20 protein-coding genes are annotated in these 20138 nt (G+C 70.7%); 1 reads left to right on the top strand and 19 read right to left on the bottom strand.

Annotation, left to right across the window (positions count from 1 at the left end):
* Positions 1-46: 46 nt before the first annotated feature.
* From WFJ17_RS08060 to WFJ17_RS07970, 19 genes are all read right to left on the bottom strand, one after another.
* Positions 47-427, bottom strand: a complete 381-nt coding sequence (locus WFJ17_RS08060; RefSeq protein WP_292887197.1) for a type II toxin-antitoxin system VapC family toxin — start codon at positions 425-427, stop codon at positions 47-49.
* Positions 424-681, bottom strand: coding sequence for a hypothetical protein (locus WFJ17_RS08055; protein WP_251439708.1), 258 nt, complete (start codon positions 679-681; stop codon positions 424-426). The genes WFJ17_RS08060 and WFJ17_RS08055 overlap by 4 nt, the downstream gene beginning before the upstream one ends.
* Positions 682-729: 48 nt before the next feature.
* Positions 730-2310 (bottom strand): Rieske 2Fe-2S domain-containing protein, encoded by a 1581-nt coding sequence (locus WFJ17_RS08050; RefSeq protein ID WP_336648122.1) that lies wholly within the window; start codon positions 2308-2310, stop codon positions 730-732.
* 99 nt (positions 2311-2409) lie between these two features.
* Complete coding sequence (locus tag WFJ17_RS08045; RefSeq protein ID WP_336648121.1) at positions 2410-5367, bottom strand: DEAD/DEAH box helicase; 2958 nt, start codon at positions 5365-5367, stop codon at positions 2410-2412.
* Positions 5368-5515: 148 nt separating this feature from the next.
* Entirely contained in the window at positions 5516-5926 is a 411-nt protein-coding gene (nusB, locus tag WFJ17_RS08040) for a transcription antitermination factor NusB (RefSeq protein WP_233309511.1), read from the bottom strand.
* A gap of 3 nt (positions 5927-5929) precedes the next feature.
* Complete coding sequence (efp, locus tag WFJ17_RS08035) at positions 5930-6493, bottom strand: elongation factor P (RefSeq protein WP_251439705.1); 564 nt, start codon at positions 6491-6493, stop codon at positions 5930-5932.
* 107 nt (positions 6494-6600) lie between these two features.
* The gene (gene aroQ / locus WFJ17_RS08030) at positions 6601-7059 is read right to left on the bottom strand and encodes a type II 3-dehydroquinate dehydratase (RefSeq protein WP_251439703.1); all 459 of its coding nucleotides are present in this window, start codon (positions 7057-7059) and stop codon (positions 6601-6603) included.
* Positions 7060-7071: 12 nt separating this feature from the next.
* Positions 7072-7587 (bottom strand): GNAT family N-acetyltransferase, encoded by a 516-nt coding sequence (locus tag WFJ17_RS08025; RefSeq protein WP_251439701.1) that lies wholly within the window; start codon positions 7585-7587, stop codon positions 7072-7074.
* Positions 7584-8702, bottom strand: coding sequence for a 3-dehydroquinate synthase (aroB, locus tag WFJ17_RS08020; RefSeq protein ID WP_336648120.1), 1119 nt, complete (start codon positions 8700-8702; stop codon positions 7584-7586). Before aroB ends, WFJ17_RS08025 begins: the two co-directional genes overlap by 4 nt.
* Complete coding sequence (locus tag WFJ17_RS08015) at positions 8699-9226, bottom strand: shikimate kinase (RefSeq protein ID WP_336648119.1); 528 nt, start codon at positions 9224-9226, stop codon at positions 8699-8701. Before WFJ17_RS08015 ends, aroB begins: the two co-directional genes overlap by 4 nt.
* Positions 9213-10442, bottom strand: coding sequence for a chorismate synthase (gene aroC, locus WFJ17_RS08010; RefSeq protein ID WP_336648118.1), 1230 nt, complete (start codon positions 10440-10442; stop codon positions 9213-9215). The genes WFJ17_RS08015 and aroC overlap by 14 nt, the downstream gene beginning before the upstream one ends.
* A 45-nt stretch (positions 10443-10487) precedes the next feature.
* Complete coding sequence (locus tag WFJ17_RS08005) at positions 10488-11309, bottom strand: shikimate dehydrogenase (protein WP_251439694.1); 822 nt, start codon at positions 11307-11309, stop codon at positions 10488-10490.
* A 1-nt stretch (position 11310) separates the two neighbouring features.
* Positions 11311-12666 carry an endolytic transglycosylase MltG gene (gene mltG, locus WFJ17_RS08000; protein ID WP_336648117.1) on the bottom strand — a complete coding sequence of 452 codons (1356 nt, stop codon included), beginning with the start codon at positions 12664-12666 and terminating at the stop codon, positions 11311-11313.
* Between the two features lies 1 nt (position 12667).
* Complete coding sequence (gene ruvX, locus WFJ17_RS07995; protein WP_251439691.1) at positions 12668-13141, bottom strand: Holliday junction resolvase RuvX; 474 nt, start codon at positions 13139-13141, stop codon at positions 12668-12670.
* A complete protein-coding gene (alaS, locus tag WFJ17_RS07990; RefSeq protein WP_336648116.1) occupies positions 13138-15798 on the bottom strand; it encodes an alanine--tRNA ligase in 2661 nt (886 codons plus the stop codon). Before alaS ends, ruvX begins: the two co-directional genes overlap by 4 nt.
* Positions 15799-15865: 67 nt before the next feature.
* The gene (locus WFJ17_RS07985) at positions 15866-16057 is read right to left on the bottom strand and encodes a hypothetical protein (RefSeq protein ID WP_091734964.1); all 192 of its coding nucleotides are present in this window, start codon (positions 16055-16057) and stop codon (positions 15866-15868) included.
* Between the two features lie 140 nt (positions 16058-16197).
* Positions 16198-16827, bottom strand: a complete 630-nt coding sequence (gene rpsD / locus WFJ17_RS07980) for a 30S ribosomal protein S4 (RefSeq protein WP_251439687.1) — start codon at positions 16825-16827, stop codon at positions 16198-16200.
* Positions 16828-16980: 153 nt separating this feature from the next.
* Positions 16981-18324 carry an acyltransferase family protein gene (locus tag WFJ17_RS07975; RefSeq protein ID WP_336648115.1) on the bottom strand — a complete coding sequence of 448 codons (1344 nt, stop codon included), beginning with the start codon at positions 18322-18324 and terminating at the stop codon, positions 16981-16983.
* A 5-nt stretch (positions 18325-18329) separates the two neighbouring features.
* A complete protein-coding gene (locus WFJ17_RS07970; RefSeq protein ID WP_295032539.1) occupies positions 18330-19667 on the bottom strand; it encodes a replication-associated recombination protein A in 1338 nt (445 codons plus the stop codon).
* Between the two features lie 128 nt (positions 19668-19795).
* Between WFJ17_RS07970 and WFJ17_RS07965 the strand changes: the two genes are divergently transcribed.
* Positions 19796-20107 (top strand): hypothetical protein, encoded by a 312-nt coding sequence (locus tag WFJ17_RS07965; RefSeq protein WP_292887241.1) that lies wholly within the window; start codon positions 19796-19798, stop codon positions 20105-20107.
* Positions 20108-20138 lie beyond the last annotated feature (31 nt).

Genomic DNA, 20138 nt, shown 5'->3' with positions numbered 1-20138 from the left:
TGTTAAAGGTTGCTTCTGAAGTATGAACCGAGTCTACCTGGTTTGCTCAGGCGCCGAGCACGGGCACACCACGCTCACGAGCGACGTCGGCAAGACGCTGGTCGAACGTCGCTAGTGTGGCACCCAGCTCTTCCGTCGTCGCGAGCACAAAGGCATCCGGCAGCTTGAGCCGGGACTCGGCACAGAGCCTCGCCACGCGAACCGGTTCGTCCAGGAGAGGCGCGTGGCGCTCCACGCCCAACCGGGCGATGTCCTGCACCGCTTCGTCCTCGCGCCCCTCTCGCACCGGCCACACCAGCGTTTCCGCCAACGTGACGGGGTGCAGCACCAGATCCTCCTCGGTATCGAGGATCTCCATCGACTCATCGGCGTGCGGGTCGTCGGGCGTCCAGAACGCGATGATGACGTTCGCGTCGACGACGATCATTCGGGCCAGTCCTTGCGGAGCTCTTCGAGGTAGCCCGGCGGATAGGCATACTTGCCGCGGGTCTCTTCCAGGACCTTGCGCCGTTCGGCCCTCCGTGCCGCGCGCTTGGCCGCCAGGGTCTCGCTTCCCGCCTCAGCCAGTCGTGCGACGAGCTCCGACCGGGACGCCCCCGGCCATTCCTTCGCGGCCAGTTCGAGTCCCGCGGCGAGTTCGGGCGTCTGCGTCACCTGGATGCGCGGGAGTGTGGTGGCCATGCGTCCAGTGTACCGCTCGGCGCGTGAGTGGTACAGAACCCCGCGCGTTCAGGGGGCTTCGCTCAGCGCCGCCTCCGTGACGGGATCGAGCTTCGCCGACCGGATCGGGTGACCGCTCGTCGACAGGCATCGGCCGGTCTTCAGATCCCACTTCCAGTCGTGCATGCTGCAGGTGAGCACGCCGTCCTCGTCGACCGAGCCGGTGCGGGTGAGGTCCGCGCGCAGATGCGGGCAGCGCCGCTGCACGACCCAGTCGCCGATCTCGGCGTCCTCGGTCTGGTCGGTCTGCTCCTGATACCAGTTCTCGACGTACTCGATGCGGTCGACCGAGAGGCACTTGAGGAACGTCGTGAGGAACTCGTTGAACTTCCCGCTGCGTCCCACCGAGAACTGCATCGACAGGAAGATCGAGTTGGACCAGTCGATCTCGTGGTCGGCGATGTTCGTCGAGACCAGGTCGGCAGGGATCGTGTACCAGTAGATGCACTCCTCCCCCGCGTACTCGCGCACCTTGGCCCGGGGGAAGTCGACCACCATGTCGAGGTCGCCGATCCGGAAGCGCACGTTGCCGCCGACGCCGAGGCGGATGGTGCGCGACTTCTTGAGCAGCGGCTCCCACCACTCCTTGATCGCCGCGAGCATCTCCTCGGGCGGGAGGACCGGAGCCCGCCGGGCCTCCTCGTCGCGCAGCTCCTGCTGACGGCTCGCCCGCTGCTCCTCGAGGTAGTCCCACTTCTCGTCGAAGATGTGGAGGAGCTCCTCCTCGGAGTACAGGGTCTGCTCGACGGAGGCGACCGTGCGTTCCGCCACGGTCACGACCGTCCCGGGCACGAACAGGTGACCGTCGTACTGCGGCGCGAGCTCGTGCATGTGGGCGAGGAACTGCTTCTGGTCCGTGAAGATCGACTCGCCGTTGCGGCCGGTGCCGTTGAAGTCGAACAGCTCGTCGCGCAGGAACATGGGCGGGCCCGCCATCGGGAACACGTGGGGCGCGTCGACCTTCTCGATGTAGTACATCGCGCGCTTGTTCTGCGCCTCGCGCTTGAGGCGCGCGAAGTTCTGCTTGGCATCCAGCGGCAGGTCGTAGACCATGGGCCACCAGATCGCGCCCGAGACCTGGGTGAAGTACGCGTCCGGCTTGCCGAACTTCAGCAGGCTCTCGAGGTCGAGCGGGTGGGAGTCGTTCTGGTTCAGCACCGAGCCGGAGCCGTCGTCGACGCTCAGCGAGGAGTCCCCGATCGGTCCGTCGCTGGGGGCGCGCAGCGGCGTGATCATGATCTTCAGCTCGCCGCGTTCGATGATCTCCCCCGCCGGCGCGTACGTGATGTTGTCGTACCCGAGCGCGCGGAGATCCCGCTCGAGGTCGTCCGTCGGGTACTCCGGCAGCAGCACCTCGATGTCCTTGCGGATGTAGCGCTCCAGCAGGCGCGGATCGAAGTGGTCGCGGTGCCGGTGCGACACGTAGAGGAAGTCCGCCTCGCGCCCGAGACGCTCCCAGTCGAGACCGCGGTTGTCCGGGAACGGGAACCAGGATCCGTAGAACGACGGACCGAGCACGGGGTCGCAGATGATGTTCCCGCCGGCCGTCTCGATGAACATCCCGGCGTGTCCGAGTCCCGTGATCCGCATGCTTCTCCTCCTGTGTGGACCTGTTGATCCTACCGGGGAGGCTCGCGAGCGACCTGGAGACGGACCGTGCTTAACCGGGATCGCAATGAAGGAGCGGATTCAGTTCAGCAGCTCGCGGATGTCGTCGGCCGTGAGCTGCTGCGCGAACAGGTCCTCGTCGTCGAGGACGGCGGAGAACAGCCGCGCCTTGCGCTGCTGCAGGGCGAGCACCTTCTCCTCGATCGTGTCCGCTGCGATCATCCGGTAGATGAAGACCGGATGGATCTGGCCGATCCGATGCGCGCGATCGGCCGCCTGCGCCTCGGCCGCCGGGTTCCACCAGGGATCCAGCAGGAACACGTAATCGGCCTCGGTGAGGGTGAGCCCGGTGCCCCCGGCCTTGAGGCTGAGCAGGAACGCATCCTGATCGCCGTCGCGGAATTCCTGCACCACGCGGTCGCGGTCGCGCGTGGATCCGTCCAGGTAGGAGACCCGCAGCCCCGCACGGCGCAGGCGCTCGGCGGCGAGCCCCAGGAACGAGGTGAACTGGCTGAAGACGAGGGCGCGATGGCCCTCCGCCCGCAGCTCGATGAGCCGCTCCGCGAGCTCCTCGAGCTTGCGCGAGGCGACCCCGGTGTCGTCCGGATCGATGAGTACCGGCGCGAGGCTCAGCATCCGCAGCATCGTGAGCGAGCGGAAGACGATGAACCGCTGCCGATCGAGATCGGGCAGCAGGCCGAGGATCTTCTGCCGCTCGCGCTGCAGCACGGTGTCGTAGCGGTGACGGTGCGCAGGGCTCAGCTCCACGCGCAGCACCTGCTCCTGGCGCTCGGGCAGTTCGGGCGCCACCAGCTCCTTGGTGCGGCGGATGAGGAACGGCCGGATCCGCCGGCGCAGCAACGCGATGCGTGCGCGGCGGTAGGGCGCACCCTCGGCGTTCTCCGGCACCTTGCCCTGTTCGATCGGCTGGATGAAGTCCTCGCGGAACTTCCGGGCGGAGGGGAACAGCCCCGGCGACGAGAGGCTCAGGATCGCCCAGAGCTCCGCCAGGCCGTTCTCCAGCGGCGTGCCGGTGGCCGCGTACACGGCCCGGGCGTCGAGGGCCGCCACCGCCTGGTGCTGCTTCGTGGCGGGGTTCTTCACATGCTGCGCCTCGTCCAGCACCACCCCGGCCCAGCGCTGCCCCGCGAACTCCTCCGCATCGAGGCGGAGCAGCGTGTACGACGTGATCACGACGTCTGCGCCGGCGACGAGCGGCGCCAGGCCGACGCCCGCGGCATCCCTGGTGCGGTCGGCGACGACGACCTTCAAGCCCGGGGCGAAGCGTTCCGCCTCGCGCCGCCACACCGGCAGCACCGAGGTCGGCGCGACCACCAGCCACGGCGCATCCCGGCCGCCGCCCGTGACGTCCTCCTCGCGGGCGTGCGCGATGAGCGACAGGAGCTGCACCGTCTTGCCGAGCCCCATGTCGTCGGCGAGGATCCCGCCCAGCCGGTGCTGCCAGAGCCGGGCGAGGCGCGTGAAGCCTTCGTGCTGATAGGGCCGGAGCTCTGCGCTGATGCCGGCCGGGAGCGGGACGGGGTCGCTGCCGGGATCGGCGCGCAGCGTCTGCACCGCCGCCCGCCAGCCCTGGGCCGACACCGTCTCGTCCGCGAGATCCTCGAAGTCCTCCCACAGCGCGAGCCGGGTGCGCGGGATCCGCGGCCCCGCCTCCCATTCGGTGAGCTCGGCGGCCTCGTCGAGGAGCTCCTTGAGCCGGTCGAACGCCGGGTGCCGCAGGGAGAACCAGGTGTTGTCGACGAGTTTGAGCTTGCCCTGGCGCAGCGCGAGGGCACGGAACAGCGGCTCGAACGGGATGCTGCGCCCGTCGATGCGCACCACGAAGCCGAGGTCGAGCCAATCGGGGTCGGTGCTCTCCACGACGTTGACGGTGATCGCGGGGTCGCCGGTGAGCTCGGGATAGGCGCGGGGAACGCCCGAGCGCTCGACGACGATCCCGCACTCCTCCAGCGCGGGGGCGAACACCGCGACGAACTCGGCGGCGTCGGCATCGCCGAGTGTGCCGCTGAGCGCGAACGGCAGGCTGGTGATCGCCGTCCAATCCGCGATCACCGCCGGACGGCGCTGCGCCTCCGCGGCGCCGTCGCGGACCGCGGACTCCGCGGCCCTCTCGTCCAGGGGGAAGCGCCGGTAGCCGGGATAGTCCCAGCACAGTTCGTAGGCCACGACATCGGCGGGGCGGAAGTCGAGCATGAGCATCGGCACCGGGCGCGGCGGCTCCGGCAGGCTCACTCCGGCGCCCGCGCGGACGTCCGCACCGCGTCGCAGCAGCGGGTACGCCTCCCGGAAGAACACCGCCCGGTCGACGGGCGCCACGCTCACGCCGTCCGGGGACGCGAGCAGTGCGCGGGTGCTGTCCGTGAGCGCCGTCGGTGCCAGCACGAGATCGATGTCGGCGCCGAGCACCCCGTGGGCGTAGACGCCGCCGGAGCCGATGGGACGGGTCGTCGCTCCTTCGAGCGTTTCGCCGTCGACCACCGTCGACGCGACGACGGTCAGCCCGCCGCCCCGGGAGGCGGCCAGGTCCACCGCGATGCGGACATCGTCCGCCCAGCGCAGCCGGGTGCCGCGCTCGGTGGGCACCATCGGGATGCCGACGTCCGCCGCCGAGCCCAGGTGCGGCCACAGCAGCGGAGAGGCCACCGGATCCAGCAGCAGCCAGTCGCCCGCCGTGCCGGAGAGCAGGGAGTCCCGGGAGATGCTGAGCAGGTCGGCGAACCAGCGCGAGTGCGCGGGGGCGTACCGCGTCCCGGGGCGGCGCACCGCGTCCCAGTCGGCGTCGGATTGCACCCAGGCGTCGTCGGCGTCATTGCGGCGCAGCGGGCGGACGGCGAGGAACAGCTCGCCCGGATCCCTCGCCAGATCGCGCGCGGTCGCCGTCCGCAGCGGGCGCGATCCCCAGTGCCGGGAGTCCGCCCTGTCGCGGCGGCGCAACTCGACGCCGAGCGCCAGAGGAACTCCGCGTGCGGCGGCGGAGGGCAGCAGGACGCGCCAGTCGTCGGCGTCAGCGGAACTCATGATGACCCATCCTGGCGCGGGCTACGGACACCGCAGTCCCGTCCTCGGAACGTCCGGAGACGCTTCGGGGCGCAGGACCGGAATACCCGGTTCCTGCGCCCCGAAGAAGAAAGGACACGCCCGAAGAGGGAGGACGTCGCGCGACCGGTCAGGCGGAACGGGCGACGCGCGCGAGCACGCCGTGCACGAACGCGCCGGACTCGTCGGTGGAGAACTCCTTCGCGAGCTCCACGGCCTCGTCGATCGCGACGGCGGTGGGCACCTCGTCGTTGTGCAGGATCTCCCACACGCCGATGCGCAGCAGCGCACGGTCCACGGCCGGCATCCGCTCGAGCTTCCAGTCGCGGCTGTGCGTGGTGATCTGCTCGTCGATCTCGTCGCGGTGGTCGATGATCCCGTCCACGATCTCGCGGCCGTACAGCCAGGATCCCTCGCGGGCGGGCTCGGCCGCCGCACGCTTGGCCTCGGCCGCCAGGGTCACCGCGAGGTCGTCACCGCGCACGTCCGCGGAGAAGAGGATGTCGAGGGCGCGCTTGCGCGCCTTGGTCCGAGCGCCCACGCGTCAGTCGTTGATGCGGCCGAGGTAGCCGCCCGTGCGAGTGTCGACCTTGACCTTGGTGCCGGTCTCCAGGAACAGCGGCACCTGGATCTCGTAGCCGGTCTCGAGGGTCGCGGGCTTGGTGCCCGCCGAGGAGCGGTCGCCCTGCAGGCCGGGCTCGGTGTAGGTGACCTCGAGGACGACGGAGGCCGGCAGCTCGATGTAGAGCGGGTTGCCGTTGTTCAGTGCGATCTGCACCGACTGGTTCTCCAGCATGAAGTTCTTGGCGTCGCCCACGGTCGCGGCGGCGACGTTGATCTGGTCGTAGTCCTCCTGGTCCATGAAGACGAAGTTGTCCCCATCGGTGTACAGGTAGGTGAAGTCGCGGCGGTCGACGTTCTCGATGTCGATCTTGGCGCCGGCGTTGTAGGTGCGGTCGACCACCTTGCCGCTGACGACGTTCTTCAGCTTGGTGCGCACGAACGCGCCGCCCTTGCCCGGCTTCACGTGCTGGAACTCGATGACGTTCCAGAGCTGGCCGTCGATGGAGAGGACGACGCCGTTCTTGATGTCTGCGGTGGATGCCATGGGTCTGAGAAGTCCGTTCCTGAAGTCTGCGCGGCCGATCGGCCGACGTCCCATCTTACGGGATGCCCACCGAAGGGCCGATGGGAGGCCAGAAGGGCACCGTGGTGTCAGCCGTCGGCCTGGCCCGCGATCAGCAGGATCAGCCGGCGCGTCGCGGTGGCGTAGCCCTGCACGCCCTCCCCCACCACGTGCACCGCGGCGACGTCGGTGAGATAGGAGTGGTGCCGGAACTCCTCGCGCGCGTAGACGTCGGAGATGTGCACCTCGGCGAACGGCAGCGCGACGCCGGTGAGCGCATCGCGCAGCGCGACCGAGGTGTGCGTATAGGCCCCCGCGTTGATGACGATGCCGGCGCAGTCGTCCGCCGCAGCGTGGATCGCATCGAGCAGGACGCCCTCGTGGTTGCTCTGCACCGCCCGGATCTCATAGCCGTACGCGGCCGCCGCGTCCGCGGCGATCCGCTCGACGTCGGCGAGCGTCGCGGATCCGTAGATCCCGGGCTCGCGCCGGCCCAGCAGGTTGAGGTTCGGCCCGTTGACGAGCAGGAGGCGGCGCGGCGTGGTCACAGGGTCACGGTATCAGCGGGAGGAGGGCAGGACCGGGCGCACCATCACGTACTCCTGGCCGTTCTCGAGTTCGGTGATCTCGCCGGTGCGGGTGAAGCCGCAGCGTTCGTAGGCGGCCTGGGCGCGATGATTGTCGACGTGCACCTCGAGGGTGAGGCCGGTGAAGCCGCCCTCCGCCGCCCAGGCGGCGCACTCGTCGAGCAGCGCCTCGATGGCTCCGGCGCCGCGATGTCCGTCCGCGACGTACACCCCGACGACGAGCGCCGACTCCGCGGCGTCCCGGCTGCCGATCACCGTCGCCGAGCCGGACCAGGCGTCGTCCTCGGCGATCGTGACGAACTGGCAGTTCGGCCCGCCCTCGGCGGCCTGCGCGGTGCGATGCTGCCAGAACTCGTCCGGCTGGGCCGAGGCGTTCTCATACGTGTCCAGGAACGCGAGCTCCGCGATCGGATCCCGCAGCGCCCGGAGCCGCAGTTCGCGCACCTGCTGCCATTCGCCCGCCTCGACGCGGCGCACGGTGACGCTCACTCGGCGACCTCCTGATAGGCGGCGAACAGGAGCGATTCATCCGGAGCCTGCAGCACCGTCGGCTTCGCGATGCCGTCGAGCACGATGAAGCGCAGCATGCCGCCGCGGCTCTTCTTGTCGCGCTGCATCGTCGACAGGAGCGTCGGCCAGGCGCCTCCGCGGTAGGAGGTGGGGAGTCCGAGCGACTCGAGCACCGTGCGGTGCCGGTTCGCGTCGTCGTCGGAGAGACGCCCCGCGAGCCGCGACAGCTCGGCGGCGAACAGCATGCCGACCGAGATCGCCGCGCCGTGACGCCAGCGGTACCGCTCCGCGTGCTCGATCGCGTGCCCGAGCGTGTGGCCGTAGTTGAGGATCTCGCGCTGGCCGTCCTCGCGGAAGTCGTCGGAGACGACCGTCGCCTTCATCCCGATCGCGAGCTCGACCGCGCGACGGAACTCCGGCGTGAGCGGGTCCACGGCGCGCGACGGATCCGCCTCGATGATGTCGAGGATCTCAGGCGCCCAGATGAAGCCCGCCTTGACCACCTCGGCGAAGCCCGCCGTGGCCTCGTTCTGACTGAGGCTGGACAACTGGTCGAGATCGCCGATCACGGCGCGGGGGGCCCAGAAGGCGCCGACGAGGTTCTTGCCCTCGTTCGTGTTGATGCCGGTCTTCCCGCCGACCGCCGCGTCGACCAGGCCCAGGACCGTGGTCGGCACCTGCACGACCTGGACCCCGCGCAGCCAGGTGGCGGCGACGAAGCCGGCGAGATCGGTGACCGCGCCCCCGCCGTAGCCGACGACGGCATCCGTGCGGGTGAAGTCGGCCTGGCCCATGATCTGCCAGAGGAACTGGGCGACCTCGATGCGCTTGCCCTGCTCGGCGTCCGGGATCTCGGCGAGCAGCACCTCACGGGGACCGTTCGCGGTGTCCGCGAGGATGCGGTCGCGCAGTTCCGCGGCACGATCCGCGAGCGTCGGCGGGTGCACCACCAGCACCTTGCGCACCGAGGGCGCCAGCTCCGCGGAGACGCGATCGAGGATGTCCCGACCCACCGTGATCTCGTACGGGGTGCTCCCCGTCACCGTGATCGTCGTGGTGCCGTCGTCCGGCGTCTCGTTCTGCTGGGCGCTCATGCCCGTCCTCTCATCCATTCCACGATCTGATCCGCCACCCGCGACATCGGCACCCGTGACGTGTCGAAGCGCGCATCGGCGACTTCCTCGTACAGCGCACGGCGCTCCGCGAAGATCCTCGTCCAGCGCTGCACGGGGTCCTCCTCGCCGTGCAGCAACGGCCGATCCGTACCCGAGATCCGCTCCGCCACGGCCTCCGGGGAGACCGTGAGCATCACGACGGGGACGGTGCGCAGCAGGACGCGCGTGTCCTCGGACAGCACCGCTCCCCCGCCCAGGGAGATCACGCCGCCGCCGGCGATCGCCTCGGCCACCTGTTCCCGCTCCCACTCGCGGAACCGATCCTCGCCGTGCTCGGCGAAGATCGCCGGGATGGATCCGTGCTCGCGGACGATCGCCTTGTCGGTGTCGACGAAGCGCCAGCCCGCCGTCCTCGCGACCCTCCGGCCGACACTGGTCTTGCCCGCGCCCATGGGGCCCACGAGCACGAGCACCTCCGGCGCCGCGGACTCAGCCGAGCTCATCGTGCAGGATCAGCGCCGCCTCGGACGCCGGCGTGGTGCGCAGCTCGTCGGGGATGGCGGCGAGGTACGCCTCGAGGTTGCGCCGGGTCTCGGCCACGTTGTCGCCGCCGAACTTCTCCAGCACGGAGTTCGCGAGCTCGATCGCGACCATGGCCTCGGCGACCACGCCCGCTGCCGGGACGGCGCAGACGTCGGAGCGCTGGTGGTGCGCGGTCGCCTGCTCCCCCGAGGCGACGTCGACGGTGCGCAGCGCGTGCGGGATCGTCGCGATCGGCTTCATGCCCGCGCGCACGCGCAGCACGGTGCCCGTGGACATGCCGCCCTCCGTGCCGCCGGCGCGGTCGGAGCCGCGGCTGATGCCGTCGTCGGTCGCGAAGAGCTCGTCGTGCGCGGCCGAGCCGCGCCGGCGGGTGGTCTCGAAGCCGTCGCCCACCTCGACGCCCTTGATCGCCTGGATCCCCATGAGGGCGTAAGCGAGGCGGGCATCGAGCCTGCGGTCCCAGTGCACGTGTGAGCCGAGCCCCGGCGGCAGGCCGTAGGCGAGCACCTCGACGATGCCGCCGAGGGTGTCGCCGTCCTTGCGGGCGGCGTCGACCTCCGCCACCATCAGCTCGCTCGTCGCGCGATCGAAGCAGCGCAGCGGATCCGCATCCAGTGCATCGACGTCATCGGGGGTCGGCAGGGCGGATCCCTCGGGAACCTGCACAGGGCCGATCGACAGCGTGTGGCTGACCAGGCGGATCCCGAGCTCGCCGAGGAATGCGCGGGCCACCGCGCCGAGGGCCACGCGTGCCGCGGTCTCCCGGGCGCTCGCCCGCTCGAGGATCGGCCGGGCCTCGTCGAAGCCGTACTTCTGCATGCCGACGAGGTCGGCGTGGCCGGGCCGCGGACGGGTCAGTGCGGCGCTGCGCCCACGGGACTTGTCCGTCAGCTCGACGGGATCGGCGCTCATCACCTCGACCCACTTCGGCCACTCGGTGTTGCCGATGCGCATCGCGATCGGGCTGCCGAGCGAGAAGCCGTGACGCACTCCGCCGGAGATCGTCAGCTCGTCCTGCTCGAACTTCATCCGGGATCCACGCCCGTAGCCGAGCTTGCGGCGCTGCAGATCGGCCTGGATCGCCTCGCGGGACAGGGGCACGCCCGCGGGCAGGCCCTCCATGACGGCAATGAGTTCGGGGCCGTGCGATTCGCCGGCCGTGAGCACGCGGAGCATTCCCCTAGTCTCCCATGTCGGAGGAGCCGCACCGCCCGGATGACTTCAGCGCAGAGCCGCCCGCATCGCCTCGAGCACCGCGGGCTCGTCGGGAAGCGCCTCGTCCGGGGTGCCGTGCAGGAAGATCCTGATCTGCGCGACCGCCTGGTGCAGGAGCATCTCCAGCCCGGTCAGCACCGGCGCGGCAGTCCAGGCCTGCGCGAGGGCCGTCGGCCACGGGGCGTACGCGGCGGAGAACAGCGCTCCTCCGTCCGCCGCCAGCGCGGCCGCGGCCGCCGCGGGAAGCGTCACGTCGCCGGGAAGCGTCGACACCGTGAGATCGACCGCGGTGGCGGGACCGTCCAGGGCGCGCACTGCGGCGCGCAGCCCGATCCGCTCGCCGAACGCCGCCAGCTCCTGGGCCTGCTCGGCGCGTCGGGTGCGCACCTCGACCTCGACGACTCCGAGCCGCAGCAGGGAGACCAGGGCCGAGCGTGCCGTCGCGCCGCCCCCGAGCACGCGCGCCGTGCGGCTGCCGCCGAGCCCGCCGGCGCGCAGGGCCTCGGTCAGCCCGCGGACGTCGGTGTTGAACCCGCGGACGCGCTCGCCGAGCAGCAGGGTGTTGACCGCCCCGGTGAGGAGGGCATCATCGTCGCGCTCGTCGGCGCGCGCGAAGGCGCGCTCCTTGAGCGGCATCGTCAGGGAGAGACCCCGCCACGTGCCGTCCAGCCCGTCCAGTGCCGCATCGAACCCGGCGGCGTCGACCCGACGCCTCCCGTAGTCCCAGTTCAGGCCCAGCACGCGATAGGCGGCGCCGTGCAGGTCGGGCGATCGGCTGTGATCGATCGGATCGCCCCACACGGCCAGCCGCGACGGACCGCTGCTCATGTCAGCAGCCGGAATCCGGGTTCGCCTTGCACCAGTCCTGCCATTGCTTCACGGCCGCCTCGTGCTCGGCGTAGGTCGTCGAGAACACGGTCTCGCCGGTGTCGAGGTTCACGGTGACGAAGTACAGCCAGGGGCCGTCGGCGGGATGCATCGCCGCATCGATCGCCTTGTCGCCCGGATTCGCGATGGGCGTCTTCGGGAGGCCGTCGATGACGTACGTGTTCCACGGATTGTCGTCGTTCTGCGCGGCATCGGAGGTGCTCGCCGAGCCGCTGTGCAGCTCGCCGTAGCCGTACTGCGCCGTGGAGTCCATCTGCAGCTTCATGCCCTGATCGAGGCGGTTCTGGATCACCCGGGACACCTTGTAGAAGTCGGCCTCGGCGCGCGCCTCGCGTTGGATGATCGAGGCGATGGTGAGCACGCGCTGCTCATCGGCGGAGGGGACGGAAGCCGCGGCGAGGGAGTCCCTCGTGCGCTTGACCATCGTCGAGACGACGTCCTTCGCGGTCGCACCCGGTGCGAACTCGTACAGGGCGGGGAACAGCCAGCCCTCGAGCGAGGGGGCGTTCACGCCGTAGTCCGCGGGTGTCTGCACCGCGGCCTGGAGATCCGCGAGCGGTACGTCCACGCTCTTGGAGATGCGCTCGATCGTCTCGGCCACCGTGTAGCCCTCCGGGATCACCGCGGAGTTCTGCATCTTGTTCTGCGGGTCGTTGAGCGCCTTGAGAGCGGCGGCCGCGGTCATCTTCAGCTGCAGCTTGTAGACGCCCGGGTAGAACGTGTTGGCGACGTCGTCCTTCACCAGCATGGTGTAGAACACGTCGGAGGTCTTGGTCACGCCCGCCTTGTAGAGCGCCTCGGAGACCTGCTGCCCGCTGTCGCCCTTGTTGATGGTGACGAGCGCGTTCCCCGTCGCCTGCCCCGCCTCGTAGTCCTTGGACGGGCCCCAGCCCATCGTCTCGCTGATCTTGGCCCCGTAGGTGTTCCATACCCACAGGCCGCCGGCGGCTGCGCCGCCGACGAGGACGAAGACGATGATGAGGGCGACCAGGCATCCGCGTCGCCGCTTGTGCTTCGGCACCGCGGGCGGCTCCGCCTCGTGACGGAAGAGGGCTTCCAGCGTCGCGTGCGTCTCGTGGTGCTCGGGCGTCGCGTTCGGCGCAGCCGGCGCCTCAGAGCGCTCCGGTGCCCAGGCGCCGGTGCTGGCCGCCTCGCGCGCGGCGCGCCGGGATCCCGGGACGGCTGGCGGGTCGGCCGGAGCCGGCGTCTGCACCTGGGGATCGGGCAGAGCCCCGAAGAGGTCGTGCAGGGCGGGCTCGTGCTCGGGCGTGGCGGCCGATTCGGATCGGTCGGACATGTCAGCGGTTCTCCTCGTCGAGAATCAGGGCGACGCCGGCGGGCGCGCCCGTGCCCTTCTCCGTGTCGATGGCGTGCTGGAGCAGCACGACGGCGGCGGCCTGATCGACCACGCCGCGGGACGCGCGCTGGCTCCGTCCGGAGGCGCGCAGGGCCTGGTGCGCAGTGACCGTGCTCAGCCGCTCGTCGATCAGCCGCACGGCGCACCCGCTCGCCTGCGCGAGGGCGGCGGCGAAGGCGCGCGCGTCCGCGGTGGACGCCGTGTCCTCGCCGCGGAGGTTGATCGGCAGCCCGACGACGAGCTCGAGCGGCTCGTACTCCGCGGCGAGCCGGGCGATCCGGGTCACGGACGCGTCGTCGCGGGGCACGGTCTCCACCGGCACCGCCAGCAGGCCGTCGGGATCGCTCCGGGCGACCCCGATCCTGGCCCGTCCGACGTCGATCCCGAGCCGCACACCCCGTCGGAAACCGGTCACGCGCGCCGCAGCTCCTGCTCGATCGCCGCGAAGGCGTCGGGGAGCGCGCTCGCATCCGACCCGCCCCCCTGGGCGACGTCGTCGCGGCCGCCTCCGCCGCCGCCGAGCACGCCGGCGGCGAGCTTGGCGAGGACGCCGGCCTTGGCGCCGGCGGAACGCGCGGCGTCGTTGGTCGCGATGACCACCATCGGGCGGCCGTTGGCGACGCCCGAGATCGCTACGACCGCCGCCGTCGACCCGAAGGTGTCGCGGACGCCGAGCGCGATCTCGCGCACATCGTCCGCCCCGGCCACGGAGCCGAGGTCGTGCGCGACGAACTGCAGGGCGCCGAGAGACGTCGCGGTCTGCGCGATCGCGGGCACCCGGCCGGCGCGCTCGGCCGCTTCGAACTGGGAGATGCGCTTCTCGGCCGCCTTGAGCTGTGTCGCGAGGTCGGCGACGCGCTCGGTGAGCTGCTCCCGCGGAGTCTTCAACGCCGTGCTGAGCTGCGAGACGAGGGCGCGCTCGGCCGCGAACTCGCGGAAGGCGTCCTGACCGACCAGCGCTTCGACACGGCGGTTGGACGCACCGACCGACGACTCGCCCACGAGGTTGATGAGACCGATCTCGGCGCTCGAGGAGACGTGCGTGCCGGCGCAGAGCTCCCGCGACCACGGCCCGCCGATGTCGACCATGCGCACGGTGGATCCGTACTTCTCGCCGAAGAGCGCCATGGCGCCCGCCGCCTTCGCGTCGTCGAGCGACATGATCCGCGTTGTGACCTCGAGGCCGTCCTGCACGGCCCGGTTCGCGATCTCCTCGATCTCGGACTTCGTCTCCCCCGACAGCGCCTGGCCCCAGGAGAAGTCGAAACGCAGATAGCCCGCTCTGTTCAGGGATCCGGCCTGCGTGGCGGTCTTGCCCAGGGTGTCGCGCAGCGCCGCGTGCACGAGGTGCGTGGCCGAGTGCGCCTGACGCGCGGCACGGCGGTTGGCCGCGTCGACCGTGGTGGTCGCGGGGGCGTCGACCGACACCACACCGCTGGTGACCTCGACGGTGTGGCTGATCAGCCCCGGCACCGGACGCTGCACGTCCAGCACCTCGAGCGCGTACCCGGGGCCGGTGATGGTGCCCTTGTCCGCGACCTGCCCGCCGGACTCGGCGTACAGCGTGGTCTCGGCCAGGACGATCTCGGCCACCTGGCCCTCGACGGCGCTCGTGACCGATGCGCCGTCGACGAGGATCCCGAGCACGGTCGTCGCGGTCTCCAGCTCGTCGTAGCCGAGGAAGGCGGTCTCGCCCTTGGCGCGCAGGTCGCCGTACACGGAGACGTCGGCGATCTGGCGCTTGCGGCTGCGGGCGTCCGCCTTCGCCCTGGCGCGCTGCTCCTGCATGAGCGTGTCGAAGGCGGCGCGGTCGACGTTCAGTCCCGCTTCCTCGGCGATCTCCAGCGTCAGGTCGATCGGGAAGCCGTAGGTGTCGTGCAGCAGGAACGCCTCGGAGCCGTCGAGCGTCGTCGCCCCGGCCTTCTTGGTGTCGGCCAGAGCCAGGTCGAGGATCGTGGATCCCGCGTCGAGCGTGCGACGGAAGGTCTCCTCCTCCGCGGTCGCGGCTGCCGACAGCTGAGCCCAGTCCTGCTCGAGGATCGGGTAGGCCGACTTCATGGCGTCCTTCGACGTGAGGAACAGCTCGCCGAAGACCGGCTCGTCCACGCCCAGCAGGCGCATCGAGCGCACCGTGCGGCGCATGAGACGGCGCAGGATGTACCCGCGGCCCTCGTTGGAGGGGCGCACGCCGTCGGAGAGCAGCATCAGCGAGGAGCGCACGTGGTCGGCCACGACGCGGAAGCGCACGTCGTCGGCGTGCTCGGCACCATAGGTGCGTCCGGACAGCTCGACGGCGCGGTCGAGGACCGGGCGGACCTGGTCCGTCTCGTACATGTTCTCGACGCCCTGCTTGAGGAAGGCGACGCGCTCGAGCCCCATGCCGGTGTCGATGTTCTTCATCGGGAGCTCGCCCACGATGTCGAACTCGGTCTTGCCCTGGATGTTCTCGATGAAGTCCTGCATGAACACGAGGTTCCAGATCTCCAGGAACCGGGTGTCGTCGGCCGCAGGACCCCCGTCCTTGCCGTAGGCCGGGCCGCGGTCGAAGAAGATCTCGCTGTCCGGCCCGCCGGGGCCCGGCTGGCCGGTGTTCCAGTAGTTGTCCGCGCGGCCCAGCCGCTGGATGCGCTCCGGCTTGAGGCCGATGATGTCGCGCCAGATGGCCTCCGCCTCGTCATCGGTCTCGAAGACCGTGACCCAGAGGTCCTTCTCGTCGAAGCCGAGCCCGCCGTCGCTCTCGGAGCTGGTCAGCAGCTCCCAGGCGTAGCGGATCGCGCCTTCCTTGAAGTAGTCCCCGAACGACCAGTTCCCGAGCATCTGGAAGAAGGTGCCGTGGCGGGCGGTGCGGCCGACCTCTTCGATGTCGTTGGTGCGGATGCACTTCTGCAGATCGGCGATGCGGGGGTGCGGCGCCGGGACCACTCCGGTGAGGTACGGGATCATCGGGACCATCCCCGCCACCGTGAACAGGAGCGAGGGGTCGTCGCTGACGAGAGAGGCCGAGGGCACGATGAGGTGGTCGTTCTTCTCGAAGTAGCTCAGGTAGCGCTGCGCGATCTCCGCGGTCTTCATGCTCGTCGAGGGGTCCTTGCTGTCAGGGCGCGCCGGAGCGCGGTTTCGGGAGAGGGAGGGATCCGCGTCAGTCCGCGGTGCTGTCCTGGGTGAGGCGCGCCTCCTGCGCGTGGAACGCGTCGGCGAGGATCCCCGTGAACTCGTTGATCCTGTCGTCGACCGCCGCCAGCACGTCGTGTCCGCGGGGGTCCTTGTTCAGGAAGTGCGCGGCGACGAAGCCGCCGATCACGCCGATGAGGAACCACAGCAGGCTCTTCATGTCACCACCTCCGGGTCGGGCCGCTTGTCACAACGGTCTCCATCGTATGCGCAAACGACGAGGAGGCGCCGGGGACTCCCCCGACGCCTCCTCGGCGTGTGTGCAGAGTTCGCTGAACTCCGACAGCGGTGTCGCTGGACTCAGCGCGCGGCGTAGTACTCGACGACCAGCTGCACGTCGCAGGTCACGGGGACCTCGGCGCGCTTCGGGCGACGGACCAGACGGGCCTCCAGCTTGTCGAGCTCGACCTCGAGGTAGCCCGGAACCGGGGGCAGCACGTCGGCGTGACCGCCGGCAGCCGCCACCTGGAAGGGCTCGAGGCCCTCGCTCTTGGGCTTGACGTGGATGAGCTGACCCGGCTTCACGCGGAAGGACGGGCGGTCGACGAGCTGGCCGTCGACGAGGATGTGACGGTGCACGACGAGCTGACGCGCCTGCGCGGTGGTACGCGCGAAACCGGCGCGCACGACGAGCGCGTCCAGACGCATCTCGAGCTGCTCGACGAGGTTCTCACCGGTCAGGCCGTCCTTGCGGCGGGCCTCGTTGAACTGGATGACCAGCTGCTTCTCGCGGATGCCGTACTGCTCGCGAAGACGCTGCTTCTCGCGCAGACGGACCGCGTAGTCGCTGTCCTGCTTGCGCTTGGTGCGGCCGTGCTCACCGGGAGCGTAGGGACGCTTCTCGAGGTACTTGGCAGCCTTCGGGGTCAGCGGGATGCCGAGTGCACGGGAAAGACGGACCTTGCGGCGGTCCTGGGACTTCGTAACCACGAAGTGTTCCTTTCGATACGCGGCCGTGTCGGTCACGGCTCGCGGACGTATCGTCTCGATTCCGCCCCTCACGAGCGCACGCCGGGGCGGACGAGAGGGTGGTGCAGGAGTGGAGAGATGCCCGAAAACACGGTTTCGAGCCGATCCATGCTATCAGATCAGGTCTCGTCGGCCGTTCGCCGCGGGCTGCGCGCGAGGAGCGCCCTCGCCCGCCGCCGCGGGCGCGCCGGGGGCCGGCGCCGATCCCGGGCCGGGGCCGGGGCCGGGGCCGCCCAGCGTCAGCCAGGCGATCGCCGCGGCCAGCAGCCCGACGGCGACGCCCGTCCCGGGAGTCAGGTACCCCTGCGTCAGCACCCAACCGACGCTCACGACCAGCGCCGCGGTGCAGGCCAGAGCCGCGGTCAGCGGCATGCGGCGGCCGCGCTCCTGCGGCCACAGGACCTCGATACGCGGCACGATCAGGCACAGCACCGCGATCACGGCGACGATCGCCAGCACCCAGGGGATCCGGGTGACCCACCAGGTCGGGGTGAGCACGGGAGGGAACGGCAGACCGAGGGCGAGCTGCACGCCGACGACCACCGCCATCGCCACGGTGTGCCAGAGGTAGATCACCATCCCGAAGGTGCCGAGGGCGCCGATCGTCAGCAGCACGCCGCGGTTCCGCATGGCGGCGCGGATCGCGGGCTGCAGCAGCGTGAACAGGTACACCTGGGCCAGGCCGAGCAGGAGCAGCAGCACGGTCGGCGGGTTCAGGTTCGCGATCATGTCGGGGTCGTAGTCCATACCGAAGACGGCGACGGCCATGAGGGCGTACGCCGTCACCGCGAGGAGGAGGAGCAGCCAACGCGGGCGCCGGGAGTACCACTGGTCCCGCACGCCGAAACCGAGCTGCTGCACGAACAGCCAGACGAAGAGCCAGTTCAGCGCTCCGATCGGCACGTGCAGATAGCGATCGACGAGATCGACGGCCACGGCGGCCGCGGCCAGGCCGAAGTACGTCGCCCAGGCGGCCCGACGGTGCAGGACCGCCATGAGCGGCACGAACGAGGTGCAGATCGCGTACACCGCGATGAACCACAGCGGCTCCGCGAGCCGGAAGGCGAACGTCCGGAGGAATCCCGGATCCGCCCCGCACATCGCGAGGATCCCGATCGCCGCCAGGACGCCGAGCATCGCGAGCAGCACCGGGCGGGCGAGGCGCAGCATCCTGCCGCGGATGTACTCGGCCGCCGTGCCACCCGCGCCGTGCACGCGCCGCCAGGTCGTGATCCCCGCGAAGCCGCCCGCGATGAAGAAGGTCGGCATGATCATCCCGACCCAGGTGATCGCCGTCAGCGGCTTCCATTCCGCCAGGGCGTTGAACGCCCGCAGCGGGTCGCCGGCGATGCCCATCTGCAGCGCGTGCAGGAGCACGACGACGGGAAGGCAGATCGCCCGGACGAAATCGATCGAGAGGTCGCGGTCCGGCGGGATCCGCGCAACGACACGCGCCATGCGGCCTACTCCTCCCCCAGGATGCGGCGGATCCGCTCCAGCCGCGCCTGCACCTCGCGTTCCGCGCCGAGCGCCTTGGGCTGATAGTAGCGGCGCCCGCGCAGCTCGTCGGGAAGGTATTGCTGCGGCACGATGCCGGCGTCGTTGTCATGCGGATACCGGTAGCCCTTGCCGTGGCCGAGGCGCTTGGCTCCGGGATAGTGGGCGTCGCGGAGGTGCAGGGGCACCCGCCCGAACCCGCCGGCGCGGACGTCGGCGATGGCCGCGTCGATCGCCAGATACGCGGCGTTGGACTTGGCCGTGGTCGCGAGATAGACGGTCGCCTCGGCGAGCGGGATGCGCCCCTCGGGCATGCCGATGAAGGCGACGGCGTCGGCCGCGGCCGTGGCGATCACGAGCGCCTGCGGATCGGCGATGCCGATGTCCTCCGCCGCCGAGATCACGAGGCGCCGTGCGATGAACCGCGGGTCCTCCCCCGCCTCGATCATGCGTGCGAGGTAATGCACCGCGGCATCGACGTCGGACCCGCGGATCGACTTGATGAAGGCGCTGATCACGTCGTAGTGCTCGTCACCTTGCCGGTCGTAGCGCAGCAGCGCACGGTCCACGGCCTGCGCGACGTCGTCGTCGGTCACGACGGGCGTCTCGTCCTCGGTGAGGCGATCCGGCGAGGCGGCGACCGCGGCCGCCGCCTCCAGGCCCGTGAGCGCCCGGCGTGCGTCGCCCGAGGCGAGACGCACGAGGGCGGCGCGCGCGGTGTCGTCGACCGAGACCCCGCCGTTCAGCCCACGCGGATCCGCGACGGCCCGGTCGATCAGGACTCCGATGTCGTCGTCGGTGAGCGGCTGCAGGGTGAGCAGGAGCGAGCGGGACAGCAGCGGCGAGATCACCGAGAACGACGGGTTCTCCGTGGTCGCCGCGATGAGGATCACCCAGCCGTTCTCCACGCCGGGCAGCAGCGCGTCCTGCTGAGCCTTGGTGAAGCGGTGGATCTCGTCCAGGAAGAGGATCGTCGACTGTCCGTACAGGTCACGCTGGTTCAGGGCCTCCTGCATCACCTCTCGTACGTCCTTCACCCCGGCGGTGATCGCGGAGAGCTCGACGAAGCGCCGGCCGGAGGACCGGGCGATCGCCTGGGCGAGCGTGGTCTTGCCGGTCCCGGGCGGCCCCCAGAGGATCATCGACACGCTGGACGCGGTCTTCGCCGAGGGGTCTGCGAGCGTCACGATGGGCGATCCGGGACGCAGCAGATGCTGCTGACCCGCCACCTCGTCGAGGGAGATCGGGCGCATCCGCACGGCGAGCGGCGTCTGGCCGCTCATCAGCGGGGCTGCAGGAGTCATGCGCTCCAGGCTATCCGCGCCGTGGGACACTCCGCGTCTTGGCCGGCCTCCGCCGATCAGGACCCGCAGCGCACGGCTCGGCAGAGCCGCGCGCGATAGGCTCGGTCCTCGACATCCCGGGAGGATCCATGGCCGCTCGCCGCTCGACGAACGCCCGTGCGCAGCAGGCGCGCGTACAGCAGGAGCGTGCCCGCCTCCATGCGGCGCGGCAGGACCTGCATGAGGGCAGCGTGCGCCGCCGCGTGCGCGACAACACGATCGCCGTCGTCATCGGCGCTCTCGTGGTCGTCGGCGCGGTCGTGAGCCAGGTGGTGCACGCCGAGGCGACCGCCCCCGCGCCGAAGCCGTCCCCGTCGGCCGCCCCGACGTCCACGCCCGCGCCGAGTGTCTCGCCCGTGCCGAGTGTCACGCCGGCGCCCACGGAGACCCCCGCCGGCTGATCGCGCTCCCTCTCGCGGAGACCTCCGGCGT

This window comes from Microbacterium sp. MMO-10 (assembly GCF_037148715.1).
Classification (GTDB): Bacteria; Actinomycetota; Actinomycetes; order Actinomycetales; family Microbacteriaceae; genus Microbacterium.
Note: the sequence above shows the minus strand (reverse complement) of the source record. Positions and strands in the feature narration are given on the sequence as shown.